This is a genomic window from Janthinobacterium sp. DSP2-3-3 (assembly GCF_049897325.1).
Classification (GTDB): domain Bacteria; phylum Pseudomonadota; class Gammaproteobacteria; order Burkholderiales; family Burkholderiaceae_D; genus Janthinobacterium.
On record NZ_JAFCWA010000015.1, the window covers coordinates 40,116 to 53,590 of the forward strand.

A 13,475-nucleotide genomic window follows, 5' to 3' on the forward strand; every position below is an offset into this window, starting at 1 on the left:
TCGAAGGAATCATCATGGCAGAGAACCTGAACCAACTCATCACCGGCGGCGCCAGCGAGCGCAAGCAGGACAAGATCATCGAACTGCGCCCGACCCTGTTCATCGGCATAGGCGGCACGGGCATGCAGGTGCTGATGCGCGTGCGCCGGCGCATCCTCAACACCCAGTGGGGCGGTGCGGGCAACCGCACGCGCATCGAGGGCTTGGCGGACTTTCCCATCGCGCAATTCATCCATTTCGACCTGGACAATGGCGCCGTCATCGAAAGCGGCGAATCGCAGGCGAAAGACTTGCAATTCGACCAGGTGAAGTTCACGGATGACGACAAGGTGGTCGAATCGTTCGACATGGACAAGTACAGCCGCGATGAAGATTCTCTGGAGAAATATCCGCACATCAAGGAATGGCTGCCCCTGACACCGCAGCGCATCCGCGAATTGCGTTTCGACATGAGCAGCGGCGCTGGCCAGATCCGTGCCGTCTCGCGCCTGTATTTCTTCGACAAGTATGCCAAGATCCGCGACAAGATCCGTTTGAAACTGAAAGCCCTGAAGGCGGGCCTGTCGCACGAGCGCCAGCTGGCCGAGCTGGGCTTACGCATGGAAACGAATCGTTTTCGCATCGTCATCGTCGGTTCTGTGGCCGGTGGCACGGGTTCCGGTTCCTTCCTCGACATGGGCTTGCTGGCGCGCTGGCTGGCGCGCAGCGAAGTGGGCGCGGCCGACGTCGAGCTGATGCTGTTCTTGCCGACCGGCTACACCAAGGCCAACAAGGACCGGGTCGAGGCTAACGGCTATGCGGCGCTGATGGAGCTGGAATCGGCGATGATGGGTAACAAAGGCTATGTGGGCCGCTGGGATGCGTATGACCGGCCGGAACTGACGCGCGAGCCGTACAGCGAGGTCTACCTCATCGATTCGGGTAATCTTGCCCAGCAGCACACCAAGGAAGTCAGCGACGTGTACCACATGGTGGCCGATTCGCTGTTCGAGGATTTTGCCTCGGCCGACTTTGCGCGCGCCAAGCGCTCGATCGCCGTCAACCAGGCGCAGCACAAGAATTCCCTGTACAACGCGCCCGTGCCGCAAGACCGCTTCGGCGACATGCGCCTGTATTTCTCGAAGCGCTTTTCCTCGTTCGGCATGGCCGTGCTCGACACGCGCCAGGAAGCGGCGCGCGACGAGCGGGCTCACCGCTGGGCCGGCGCCATGCTGCAAGCGTTCTTTGGCGTGGGCGGCACGGATGCGGGCGCCAACCGCGCCACGGATACGCAGCGCGATAATTTCGTCGCTGCCAATATGTTCCTGAAGGGTACGCCGTTCAGCGACTTCCCCGAGTTTTCCGACAAGAGCATCGAACTGAAGCGCTCCAGCGGCGACTTCATCGATTTCCGCGTCGTCGATGAATTGCTGGAAGACCGCCACGGCCACTTGCTGGCCGGCGTGGAAAACCGGGTGAATACGCGCATCAACGATATCCGCACGGGTTTCGACCGCAGCGAATGGCCGGCGCAGGTGCGCGATGCCATGAAACACCTGGAACGCGACGCCGTGCGCGACCAGGATTCCACGGCCGATACGACGGAAGACCGTATCAGCAAGCGCCGCCGCGAAGTGCTCGACGACGTCAAGAAAGTCGTGCGCGACCAGCTGTATGGCTACCTGGACAACAAGGAATTCGGCGGCCTGGAATACGTGCTGTCGCTGGTGGAACAGATCAAGGACCGCATCGAGGCGCCGGGCAGCGGCTTGACGGCGCAGATCGGCGCGAATGCCGAGCGCTACCGCGAAATCAAGGAAGCCGTGCGTTCGCGCGAGTACGAGCGCCTGTTGAATAACCTGGAACAGACGCGCAGCACCTTCGGTTTCCTCAGCAATGGCGAAAAGCAGGCCGGCGTGGTGATGGATCATCTGCGCACGGAAATGGCGAATGCGCTGAAATTCCATTTGCGCGCCAAGGCGGCGGACGAGTCCGTCATCCTGCTGGGCGAACTGTCGCGCTGGCTGGGCAACCGGGTCGGCGTCGATGCGCAAGGCCGCGCACAGTGGAATGGCCTGGTGGGCGAGCTGCAAACGGGCCGCGAAGGCGTGCTGGCCATGCTGGCGGAATTGAAGACGGCCAATACCATCCTGCAAAAGGACCTGGACAAGGAACACGCGACCCTGATCGTCATTCCCGTCACGGAAAAAGATATAGCGCTGCCGTCGGCAGCCACCTTGCGCCAGTGGGCCGATGAAGCGTTCAAGGACATGGGCGGCTCGAAAGCGCTGTTCCCCATGCTGGGCGAACCGGCGCAACGGGGCTTGATCCTGGCCAAGGTGACGCGCATGGCCGAGAACATGATCGCCACGGCGGGCTTGGTGGAAGGCGCGACAAGCACGCCCGACCCCTTGTTTGAAGCGCTGGAACAGATGGATGTGTCCGAACGCCTGGACCGCTTCCGCAAGCTGCTGGCCTGCTCCATGCCGTGGATCGACGCTAATATGGCGGGCGACTTCACGGTTGTGTCGGATCAGTTCAAGTGCGTGATCGGCGTGGCCAACGCGGCCGCCTTCAAGGCGAAGTTCGGCGCCGAGCTCGAATCGTGCGTGCCGACCCAGGTGGGCATCACGGTGAGCCAGCTGGAAATCGTCGAGACGGGCATCCGCGGGCGCGCCGTCTGCTACTGCGAATTGGCCGGCGTACCGATGACGGTGCTGCGCGGCCTCGAAGGCTGGCGCACCAGTTATCGCAAGGAAGGCGACAACGACAAGGCGCCGACCCACACGCATATCGATCCGACGCAATTTACGCATCCGATCGCGCCGAACACGGACGAGATGAAGCGCCTGGCGGAAGATTTCGGCGAGTTCCTGCAAGCCATCATGCTGGGCGTGCTGACGCGCCACACGGGCCGCGTCGTGCCACCGGGCCAGTACCAGTTTGCCGTCGAACCGGGCGACTTGCGCCGCATCGGCAATGAACGGGCCATCCGCCAGAACGGCATGCCCGCTTCGTACGAGAAGAATATCGCCCTGCGCATCGAGGAAAAATTGACTGCACTTGACGCCGTGCAGACGGCGGCCATGGCGGCGCTGGCAAAATACTATGAACGGGGCGTGTATGCGCCCAAGCTGGTGGCGCAGGCCGATGGCTCGCAACTGCCGTATATCGGCTTTGGCAGCGCCATTTCCGCCGAAGTGGGCGCGCGCTTGCGCGAGTCGGCGCGCCGCAAAGGCATGGCCAGCGATGAGCTCGATAGCACGGTGCAAGCCTTGCTGGGACGCTTGAAGGACTGGGCGAATGTCATTGGCGACTCCGACAGCGATGCCTACGACTGGGAAGTGCGCGAGCCGGAAGCCGACGGGCAGCCGCGCCTGAAATACGCGATCAAGGCGGAAATGCTGGAAGCGGGGCGCCTGGAGCAATTGCTGCGCCCGGCCGGAACGGCTGCTGCCCCGGCGGCAGCCGCGTTCAGCATGGCACCGCCACCGCTGGTGGAGCACCAGTATTTCCTGGGCATAAACGGCCAGCAGCAGGGGCCGTTTACGGCCCAGCAGATCGTGCAGTATGTGCAGGCGGGGCAAGTTGTGCCGGCCACCACCAAGGTGTGGCGTGCCGGTTTGCCGGCCTGGGTTGACCTGGCCCAGTTCGCCGAGCTGGCGCCTTTGTTCCTCAGCGCGCCGCCACCGTTGATGCCGCCGCCCCTGTGAACGCTGGAATGACGTTGGAATGAAGGATTAGTTTTGGATATCTGCATCAAATGTCAGGGCGGCCTGTGGCTAGCTGTCAGCCATTGCCCATACTGCGGTCACGCCGTGGCTGGCGCTGCCCGGCCAGCAGTGGCTGTGCCGCCGCCGTTGCCGCTGCCGCCCGTGCCCGTGCCGGTGTCAGTGCCGCCGCCAGTGGCGCCCAAGCCGCCGCCCGTGCCGGTGGCGCCTGCGCCTGCGCCGAAAGCGCCACCGAAACCGGCTCCGGCACCGGTGCCGCCGCAAGCCATGCCAAAGCCCGTGCCTGTGCCTCCACCGGCGCCTGCACCGGCAGTACCGCCGTCACCGCCGCGCAAGTGGCTGCGCTGGCTGGGCGGCCTTGCCGTGCTGGCGGCTGTCATCGTTTACATGAATGGCAAGCCGGGCGGCAAGAATGATGCGGCTTGCAATGACGCCATCGACAGTGGCTTGAAACTGGTAGCGAATGGCAGCCTGGACGGGGCCCGCCAGAAGCTGGCGACGGCGAGAAATGTGTGCACAGGAAAGTCCAGCGCCAAGGCGGACGATTTGCAGGCGGCGATCGGCAAGGCGGGCGCCGCATCAGGCAGTTGCCAGCGCGGTGTGCGCGCCATCGAGCGCAATATCGATGGCCATCAATTGCAAAGTGCCGCCAGGGGCATCGCCGCGCTCGATGTCGATTGCGCGGGCGCTGCCAGCGTGGCACCCTTGCGCAAGCAGCTGGCACGCCAGCAGGCGGCAGCCGCATCGGTGCTGGTGGGAGTGCGTCAGGCGCTCGATGGCAAGGATGCGACGGCGGCACGCAATGGCATTGCCAGGCTGGAAGCCATCGACCGCGAAGCGGCGGAATTGCCGCAGTTGAAAGCCGACGTGCAAGCCTTGTCGGCGGCGCCTGCACCCGCGCCCGTTTCTGTACCGGCACCGCTGGAAACGGCACCGGCCCGCGTCGTGCCAACGGAACCTGCGCCCGGGCGTGCGGTCGAACGTTCAACGGCGGCCGAACGCCGTCCGCAGGAAACGGCGCCCATGGATAACGGCGCGGCCATGCGCAGCGAGATGGCGCAATCGTTCCTGCGCGACGCCGAGCGGTCGTTGCTGGAAGGCAAGTTCGATGCGGCCAAGACCTATCTGGAAAGTGCGCGCCGTGTCGATCCCGGCAATGCGCGCATCGACAATCTGTCGCGCCGCATCCGCGAGCGCGAACGGCAAGTGCTGCAAACGGAAACAACGATCAATTAGTTATCTGGGGAATCACCATGCTGAATCACACCACCTTGCGCGCGGCCGCTGCACTGACCATCGCGGCGATGCTGGCCGGCTGCGCCACGGCGACTATGAACCCGAACGGCGTGCGCCAAGACAGTGCCTATCCGCAAGGCGGAACCCAGGCGGCCACGGATGAGGATCCGTGCAGCGTGGGCACGACGGCGGCGGCCGGCGCGGCCGTGGGGGCGCTGCTGGGCGCGCTGGCGGGCGGCAAGAATGGCGCGCTGAAGGGCGCCGCCATCGGCGGCGGCCTGGCGGCGGCCGGTTGCCTGGCCATCAATGTCAATTCGCGCCAGACCAAGACGGCGGCGCAGGCGGACCGCGACTATATCCGCGCGCGCGGCGCGCTGCCGCGCGAGCCGCAAGTGATATCGTACACGCCGCAGCTGAGCGCGACCACCGTCAAGCGTGGTCAGCCATTTAAAGTCACGTCGGTGGTGGAGCTGGTCAACGGCAGCGCGCAAAGCGTCAACGACGTGCGCGAGGAACTGGTGGTGCTCGATCCGCAAGGCCAGCCATTCAAGTCCGGCTCGAAAGCCTTGGCCAGCAGCAACAAATCGGGCGGGCGCTTTGAAAACTCGTTTGAGCTGACCTTGCCGGCCGGCGTGTCGCAGGGCGTGTATGGCGTCAAGACGAATCTGTACGTGAACGGCAAGCTGGCCGCCACGCGCGACCTGCGCACGCAGCTGGTGATGCTGGACGCGGGCGGCGCCGCGCCGCAGCTGGCGTTGCGTTAAGCTCCCCCAGAGTAGCCGTGCTGGCGCCACGCTTCATACACGACGACCGCCACCGTATTCGACAAATTTAAACTGCGGTTGTCCGGGCGCATGGGCAGGCGGATGCGCTGCTCGGCAGGAAAACCGTCGCGCAAGGCGGGATCGAGGCCTTTCGTTTCCGAACCAAACACGAACACGTCACCGGGTAAAAAGGCGACGTCGCCGAATGGGCGCGAGCCGCGCGTGGTCATGGCGAACATGCGGGCCGGGTCGGGCTGGGTGTCGGCCAGGAACGCTGCCCAATTCTTGTGCACCTTCATCTTGGCGTAGTCGTGGTAATCGAGGCCGGCGCGCTTCATCTTGGCATCGTCGAGCGGAAAGCCCAGCGGTTCGACCAGATGCAGCTGCGCGCCCGTGTTGGCGCACAGGCGGATGACGTTGCCCGTATTGGGCGGGATTTCAGGTTCTACCAAAACAACGTGAAACAAAATGCTCTCCTTGGGTCTAACTCTAATTAATATATGTACTAATCTATCTAATGCGGCGGCGTGCGCGCCACGACCAGGATGCTGACCTTCACCGCGCCCGCGCGCTTGCAGGCGATGGCCAGGGCGTTGACGGTATGGCCGCTGCTCATCACATCGTCGACGATGCCGACATGGCATCCTTGCAATAATCCCGCGCATTCCGGCGCGATGGCGAAGGCGTGCGCCAGGTTGGCTTGCCGTTCCTGCGGCGCCACGCCGCTTTGCGCTCTGGTTTCGCGCACGCGCAGCGCCAGGCGCGGCTGCAGGCGCACGTCCAGCAGGCGCGCCAGCGGGCGGGCAATTTCCAGCGCCTGATTAAAGCCCCTCTCGGCCAGCCGGGCCGGACCCAGCGGCACAGGACACAGCAGTTGCGGCGCATCCCAAGCCAGTTGCTGCTGAATGGCAACATGCAGCAACTCTGCCAACAGGGGTGCCAGCGCCAGGCGCGCGCCAAATTTCAGTTGCAACAGCAACTGGTCGACGGGCGCCGCATAATCAAATGCCGTGAACGTGGTGTCATACGCGGGCCTGTGGCGCAGGCAGCGTCCGCACAGCGTCGCCACATCATCGAGTGGATTGGCGCACTGGCGGCAGCGGGGGCGTAGCAGACCCACGTACTGCGCGCGGCAGGGCGTACACAGCACTCGCGGGCAGCCGATGCCGCACAGCGCGCACTGGGCCGGCAGCAGCGCGGCGCCCAGCCACTGGCGCAGCGCCTGCCAAGCGGCATCAAGGCGGTGCTGGGTGGCGGTCCGCATCGCGATGGCGTCCTTCCATGTACACTGCCGACATTATCTCACCTCACCGGTTTCAACATGCCAGTTCCCACCAGCCCGCCCAAAATGAGTGCGCCCATCGATGCGGTGCAAGTACGCGATTTCTTTTCCCGTCCGGCGCGCATCGCGCCGTCGGACTTTTTGCGCCGTGAAGTGTCGGCCCGCATGCACGAGCGCTTGGAGCTGGTGAAAATCACCCCCTTGCGCGTGCTTGACGCCGGCTGCGGCCCCGGCGCGGACCTGGCGCAGTTGCATAAGGATTATCCCGCCGCGCAGATTATCGGTCTCGATGCAGCGCAAGCGATGATGCAGGCGGCGCGCGCGCCCGCGTCGAAACTGGCTAGCCTGAACCAGTTCCTCAGCAAGTTGCTGCCGGCCAAGGCGGGCGTGGATTTGTTGTGCGGCGACCTGGGCGACCTGCCGCTGGCGCAGGGCAGCATCGACCTCGTGTGGTCCAACCTGGCGCTGCATTGGCATGCCCAGCCCGACCGCGTGTTTGCCGAATGGCGGCGCGCGCTGCGCCTCGATGGCTTGCTGATGTTTTCCTGCTTCGGTCCCGACACCTTCCGCGAAGTGCGCGACGCCTTTGCCGAGGCCGATTTATATCCGCACGCCTTGCCCTTTGTCGACATGCACGACTTCGGCGATATGCTGGTCGAGACGGGTTTTTCCACGCCCGTGCTGGACATGGAGATCATCACCGTCACCTACGACACGGCGGAAAAACTGCTGGCGGACGTGCGTGCCTTTGGCGGCAATCCTTTGACCACGCGCCGGCGCGGCCTGATGGGCAAGGCGGCCTGGCAGCGCATGCTCGATGCGCTGGAAAAAACGCGCCGTCCCGATGGCAAGCTGGGCCTGAGTTTTGAGGTGATCTACGGCCACGCCTTCCGCCCCGCGCCGCGCGTGACGCGCAATGGCGAGGCCATCATCCGTTTCGATTTGCCGCGCAAGCCTAAATAAAAGGGCAAAGAAACCGACACTTGGTCGGCATCTGGGCGTCAATGCAGCAGCGTAGCGTTGCAAAGCGCGCGGCGGCCAGGAGAAGGGTGCGCACAAAGCCGATTATTGCTTGATGGATTCAAGTTTACTTGATTATAATCGTTGATTGTTTGTCAGCTTGCTAAGGCTAAAAAACAAGGGCTGCATACAAAATAAAAAAAACAAAGCAAGACTTATTCGAAGTTACTGCATTAGTATAGTAACCATCTTCCACACGAGGCCATTTCAAGGTGGGGAAGAAAAACAGGGTTCCAGCATGGTTGCGCGCCGCCGTTTTTTGCTGCGGCAGCCAGCATGGAATTCGCTGGTGCTTGACGCACATGGCCGTATTCTGGCCGTGTTGCTTTCATGGAGGAGCGGCAGCGGTCCAGTACGGAGAAGTCCGCAGCCGTTTAAAATATCTTTATTTTTGGGTGGTTGGGGAAAACATGACACATGCAAAGCGACTTCAATCGTTGCTGCTCGGGCTGTCTTTGACAGCGTTTGGCATCGGGCGATGGGCCACGGCGGCACCGGCTGCCAGTACCTATCCCGGCACCGGCGGTCCCGTGCCGTTCGAAATGAATCTGCAACCGCCGGCGACACAGATCGCCCATGAAATCTACGATTTGCATACCTTGATGATGATCATCTGCCTGGTGATCTTCGTGGCTGTGTTCGGCGTCATGTTTTATTCCATCTTCAAGCACCGCAAGTCCCTGGGCCACAAACCGGCCACCTTCCACGAAAGCACCACCGTCGAGATCGCCTGGACCGTCGTGCCGTTCCTGATCGTCATCGGCATGGCCCTGCCTGCCACGCGCACCGTGGTGGGCATGAAGGATACCTCGAACGCCGACATTACCATCAAGGCCACCGGCATGCAGTGGAAATGGGGCTATGACTACCTGAAAGGCGAAGGCGAAGGTATTTCCTTCCTCTCCAATCTGGCCACACCGCGCTCGCAAGTGGGTGCGCCCGGCGTGCCGCCGACGGAAAAACGGGGCGAAAACTACTTGATCGAAGTCGACAACGAAGTCGTCGTGCCGGTCAACAAGAAGATCCGCATGGTGCTGACGGCCAACGACGTCATCCACGCCTGGTCCGTGCCCGCCTTTGGCGTGAAGCAGGATGCGATTCCTGGTTTCGTGCGCGATACCTGGTTCAAGGCTGACCATATCGGCACGTTCCGCGGCAATTGCGCCGAGCTGTGCGGCAAGGAGCACGCGTTCATGCCCATCGTCGTCAAGGTCGTATCAAACGATGACTACAAGGCCTGGGTTGAGGTAAAACAAAAGGAAATGGCGGCATTGGCCGATGATCCGAGCAAGGTGTGGACCATCGATGAATTGAAGGTCAAGGGCGAGAAAGTGTATGCGGCCAACTGCGTGGTCTGCCACCAGGCGACAGGCAAGGGCGTGCCCGGTGCATTTGCGCCGCTGGACGGCTCGGCCTTGGTGAACGGTCCGAAAGCGGAACAGATCCATGTCTTGCTGAACGGGCAAAAGAGCGGCAAGTATCCAGCGGAAATGCCCGCCTGGAAACAGCTGTCCGACACGGAAATTGCCGCAGTGATCACTTACACGCGCAATTCCTGGTCGAACAAGGCCGAAGAGAACATCGTTCAACCAGCCGAAATCGTGGCTGCACGCAAGTAATTAGGAGCCGCAATGAGTACTAGCACGAGCACTAGCACCTTGGACCACGCCGGTCACGATACTGACCATGCCCACGACCATAGTCATGATCACCCCCGCGGCTACCGCCGCTGGCTGTTTGCCACCAACCACAAGGATATCGGTACCCTGTACCTGTGGTTCTCGTTCATCATGCTGCTGTCGGGCGGCGTGCTGGCGCTGATGATCCGTACGGAACTGTTTCACCCAGGCTTGCAATTTTTCCACCCTGAATTCTTCAACCAGCTGACCACCATGCACGGCCTGGTGATGGTGTTCGGCGCCATCATGCCGGCCTTCGTCGGCTACGCCAACTGGATGATCCCGCTGCAAGTGGGCGCATCCGACATGGCGTTTGCCCGCATGAATAACTTTTCGTTCTGGCTGCTGCCACCGGCCGCCATCCTGCTGGCCACGTCCTTCCTCGTGCCGGGCGGCGCCACGGCTGCCGGCTGGACCCTGTATGCGCCGCTGTCGACGCAGATGGGCCCTGGCATGGACATGGCTATTTTTGCCATGCATCTGATGGGCGCCTCGTCCATCATGGGTTCGATCAACATCATCGTTACCATTTTGAACATGCGCGCCCCCGGCATGACCTTGATGAAAATGCCGATGTTTTGCTGGACCTGGCTGATTACCGCGTATCTGTTGATTGCCGTCATGCCCGTGCTGGCCGGCGCCATTACCATGACCCTGACGGACCGCCATTTCGGCACGTCCTTCTTTAACGCGGCAGGTGGCGGCGACCCCGTCATGTACCAGCACATCTTCTGGTTCTTCGGCCACCCCGAGGTCTACATCATGATCTTGCCGGCCTTCGGCATCGTCTCGCAGATCCTGCCGGCGTTTGCCCGCAAGCCACTGTTCGGCTACGCTTCGATGGTGTACGCCACTGCCTCGATCGCCATCCTGTCCTTCATAGTCTGGGCGCACCACATGTTTACCACCGGCATGCCGGTGACGAGCCAGCTGTTCTTCATGTACGCGACCATGCTGATTGCCGTACCGACGGGAGTGAAAGTGTTCAACTGGATCGCCACCATGTGGAAGGGTTCCATGACGTTCGAGACGCCGATGCTGTTCTCGGTGGGCTTCATCTTCGTCTTCACCATGGGCGGCTTCACGGGCTTGATCCTGGCGGTGACGCCGATCGATATCCAGCTGCAGGATACCTATTATGTGGTGGCGCATTTCCACTACGTGCTGGTGGCCGGTTCGCTGTTTGCCCTGTTCGCCGGCTTCTACTACTGGTCGCCGAAATGGACGGGCCATATGTACAACGAGACGCGCGGCAAGATCCATTTCTGGCTGTCGCTGATCACCTTCAACGTGACCTTTTTCCCGATGCACTTCCTGGGCCTGGCCGGCATGCCGCGCCGTTACGCCGACTATCCGGCGCAGTTCACGGACTTTAATATGATTGCCTCGATCGGCGGCTTCGGTTTTGGCCTGATGCAAGTGTACTTCCTGTTCTTCGTGGTCTTGCCGACCATCCGCGGCGGCAAGGCTGCGCCAGCGAAACCATGGGAAGGCGCGGAAGGCCTGGAATGGACCGTACCGAGCCCGGCGCCGTTCCACACGTTTGAAACGCCGCCAACAGTGAAATGAGGTATCCCGGGCCGGCGTGTTCTGCGGCCCGTCTTGAATAAAGTGCCTGTCATGACCGAACGTAAAAAACCGAACAACCTGCGTACCGGGCTGATCCTGGGGGCCCTGGCGGCCTTCTTCTTCCTGTCCGTATTCATCAAGCGCATGTGGCTCTGACGTGACGACGCCGATCCAACAGGAAACACGCGGCCTGAACCGCAAGATGCTGGGCAAGCTGATCGTCATTGCCATCCTGATGTTTGGCTTTGGCTATGCCTTGATTCCCGTCTACAAGCAGATTTGCGAAGTGATGGGCATCAACGTGCTGACGCAAAAAGATGGCACGGTGGCCTACGATAACAATACGCAGGTCGATACGACGCGCAGCATCACCGTCGAGTTCGACGGCAATGCGCAGGGACCATGGCGCTTCCGCCCGACCGTGTCGAGCATGCAAGTGCATCCGGGCGAACTGGTGACCGTCATGTATGAAGTGGTCAACACGCAAAACCGCGTTGTGAACGCGCAAGCCATTCCCAGCTACGCGCCGCAGAGCGCCACGCCGCATTTCAAGAAGGTCGAGTGCTTCTGCTTCAAGCAGCAGACCTTGAAACCCCACGAAGCGCGGCAGATGCCGGTGGTGTTCTTCCTCGATCCGGCCCTGCCGAAAGAGGTGAAGACCATCACCCTGTCGTACACGTTTTTCGAGATTGCCGGTTTGAGCCAGGCTCAGACGCCGGCTGTCCAATAGGAGAGTGGCATGGGCGAATCCAAGCAGCCTGAAAAAGCGTCGTTCCTGTATTCGCTGCGGGCCGTCGTCTGGTCATTCACGGGACTGCGCCGCAAGAGCGATTTCGACACGGATTCGGCCAAGCTCAATCCCGTGCACATCGTCATCGCCGGCTTCCTGGTGGTGGCTTGCCTGATCGGCATCTTGATTTCGATTGTTAAATTCGTCGTTTTATAAATTATAAAAAACCACCCTATAAGTTTTTGAGGAGATGATGATGAGTTCCAACCACGCCGCCGTACCTTATTATTTCGTGCCCGGCCCGTCGCGCTGGCCCATGCTGGGCGGCGCCAGCCTGCTGCTGACCATGATCGGCGCCTCGGCCTGGGTCAACGACGTCTCCTGGGGCCCGTACCTGAATTACCTGGGCCTGGCCGGCATCCTGCTGGTGCTGTATTTCTGGTTCGGCGACGCCATCCGCGAATCGGAGCAGGGCCTGTACAGCGAGCGCATCGACCACTCCTTCCGCTGGAGCATGAGCTGGTTCATCTTTTCGGAAGTCATGTTCTTCGCCGCCTTCTTCGGCGCCCTGTTTTATGCGCGCAGCATTTCCATGCCGTGGCTGGCCGACCTCGACCACAAGGTGATCTGGCCCGATTTCGCCGCCCAGTGGGGTAATACGGGTCCGGCCGGTACGGTGCAGGAATTTACCACCATGACGCCGTTCTGGATTCCGACCATCAATACGGCCTTGCTGCTGCTGTCGGGCGTCACCTTGACCATCTCGCACCACGCGCTGCGCGCCGGCCACCGCGCCATGACGGCCCTGTTCCTGTTCGCCACGATCTTGCTGGGCGCCATCTTCATGGGCTTCCAAGTCTACGAATACATGCACGCCTACAGCGAGTTGAACTTGAAATTGACGTCGGGTATCTACGGCGCCACCTTCTTCATGCTGACGGGTTTCCACGGCTTTCACGTGACCCTGGGCGCTATCATGCTGTCCGTCATCCTGTATCGCGTGCTGAAAGGCCACTTCACGCCCGATCACCACTTCGGTTTCGAAGGCGCCGCCTGGTACTGGCACTTTGTCGACGTCGTCTGGCTGGGCCTGTACGTGGTCGTGTATTGGTTATAATGGCGGGGCAGGGCACGCGCCGTTGTTAGGCGGGCTGCAGCATGAAAAAAGCCGTACCGGGAGATCCCGGGTACGGCTTTTTTCTTAGTGTGAAGAATTTGCCAATCAGGCAATGTCTGGCGTTAATGAATTCCCGTCGGCTGAATATAGCCGAGCTTGTGCGCCAGCAGGATCAGCAGGAACAGGGTGATCGACAAGCCCACGCGCAGGGCCAGCGCCTGCACGGTGCGGTTGCTCTTGCCCTTGTCGCGCATCAGGAAAAACAGGGCCGAGCCCAGGCTGCCCAGGATCAGGATGAAGGCAATGGCAACGAGGATTTTCATGGATGGTAGCGCCAGGCTTGAGGAGGTTTCATTGTAATGCGTATC

13 protein-coding genes are annotated in these 13,475 nt (G+C 61.7%); 10 read left to right on the forward strand and 3 right to left on the reverse strand.

All coding sequences use genetic code 11. From position 1 onward, the window contains the following. Window positions 1-14: 14 nt before the first annotated feature. Genes ACP7DE_RS24185 through ACP7DE_RS24195 form a run of 3 tightly spaced genes read left to right on the forward strand, consistent with a single transcriptional unit; the run spans window position 15 to window position 5,710 of the window. Window positions 15-3,692: a tubulin-like doman-containing protein gene (locus tag ACP7DE_RS24185; RefSeq protein WP_426074482.1), complete on the forward strand. Its 3,678-nt coding sequence runs from the start codon at window positions 15-17 to the stop codon at window positions 3,690-3,692. Between the two features lie 33 nt (window positions 3,693-3,725). Next, a complete protein-coding gene (locus ACP7DE_RS24190) occupies window positions 3,726-4,946 on the forward strand; it encodes a hypothetical protein (RefSeq protein WP_426074483.1) in 1,221 nt (406 codons plus the stop codon). Between the two features lie 17 nt (window positions 4,947-4,963). Next, the gene (locus ACP7DE_RS24195) at window positions 4,964-5,710 is read left to right on the forward strand and encodes a hypothetical protein (protein WP_426074484.1); all 747 of its coding nucleotides are present in this window, start codon (window positions 4,964-4,966) and stop codon (window positions 5,708-5,710) included. On the opposite strand, the gene trmL is transcribed toward ACP7DE_RS24195, so the two are convergent. Together trmL and ACP7DE_RS24205 are read right to left on the reverse strand one after the other, a co-directional pair. Then, window positions 5,707-6,177 carry a tRNA (uridine(34)/cytosine(34)/5-carboxymethylaminomethyluridine(34)-2'-O)-methyltransferase TrmL gene (gene trmL / locus ACP7DE_RS24200; protein WP_133988631.1) on the reverse strand — a complete coding sequence of 157 codons (471 nt, stop codon included), beginning with the start codon at window positions 6,175-6,177 and terminating at the stop codon, window positions 5,707-5,709. The genes ACP7DE_RS24195 and trmL overlap by 4 nt on opposite strands. 47 nt (window positions 6,178-6,224) lie before the next feature. After that, window positions 6,225-6,974, reverse strand: a complete 750-nt coding sequence (locus ACP7DE_RS24205) for a double zinc ribbon domain-containing protein (RefSeq protein ID WP_426074485.1) — start codon at window positions 6,972-6,974, stop codon at window positions 6,225-6,227. Between the two features lie 57 nt (window positions 6,975-7,031). Between ACP7DE_RS24205 and ACP7DE_RS24210 the strand changes: the two genes are divergently transcribed. From ACP7DE_RS24210 to ACP7DE_RS24240, 7 genes are all read left to right on the forward strand, one after another. Further along, complete coding sequence (locus tag ACP7DE_RS24210; RefSeq protein ID WP_426074486.1) at window positions 7,032-7,955, forward strand: methyltransferase domain-containing protein; 924 nt, start codon at window positions 7,032-7,034, stop codon at window positions 7,953-7,955. A 467-nt stretch (window positions 7,956-8,422) separates the two neighbouring features. After that, window positions 8,423-9,631 (forward strand): cytochrome c oxidase subunit II, encoded by a 1,209-nt coding sequence (coxB, locus tag ACP7DE_RS24215; RefSeq protein WP_426074487.1) that lies wholly within the window; start codon window positions 8,423-8,425, stop codon window positions 9,629-9,631. A 12-nt stretch (window positions 9,632-9,643) separates the two neighbouring features. After that, the gene (gene ctaD, locus ACP7DE_RS24220) at window positions 9,644-11,260 is read left to right on the forward strand and encodes a cytochrome c oxidase subunit I (RefSeq protein ID WP_426074488.1); all 1,617 of its coding nucleotides are present in this window, start codon (window positions 9,644-9,646) and stop codon (window positions 11,258-11,260) included. 51 nt (window positions 11,261-11,311) lie between these two features. Next, window positions 11,312-11,416, forward strand: a complete 105-nt coding sequence (locus ACP7DE_RS24225; RefSeq protein WP_426074489.1) for a cytochrome oxidase small assembly protein — start codon at window positions 11,312-11,314, stop codon at window positions 11,414-11,416. Window position 11,417: 1 nt separating this feature from the next. Further along, window positions 11,418-11,990: a cytochrome c oxidase assembly protein gene (locus ACP7DE_RS24230; protein WP_426074490.1), complete on the forward strand. Its 573-nt coding sequence runs from the start codon at window positions 11,418-11,420 to the stop codon at window positions 11,988-11,990. A 9-nt stretch (window positions 11,991-11,999) separates the two neighbouring features. Further along, window positions 12,000-12,206 (forward strand): DUF2970 domain-containing protein, encoded by a 207-nt coding sequence (locus tag ACP7DE_RS24235; protein ID WP_034749002.1) that lies wholly within the window; start codon window positions 12,000-12,002, stop codon window positions 12,204-12,206. Window positions 12,207-12,246: 40 nt separating this feature from the next. Next, a complete protein-coding gene (locus ACP7DE_RS24240) occupies window positions 12,247-13,107 on the forward strand; it encodes a cytochrome c oxidase subunit 3 (protein ID WP_426074492.1) in 861 nt (286 codons plus the stop codon). A 122-nt stretch (window positions 13,108-13,229) separates the two neighbouring features. On the opposite strand, the gene ACP7DE_RS24245 is transcribed toward ACP7DE_RS24240, so the two are convergent. After that, window positions 13,230-13,430 (reverse strand): twin transmembrane helix small protein, encoded by a 201-nt coding sequence (locus ACP7DE_RS24245; RefSeq protein ID WP_034748996.1) that lies wholly within the window; start codon window positions 13,428-13,430, stop codon window positions 13,230-13,232. Window positions 13,431-13,475: the final 45 nt, after the last annotated feature.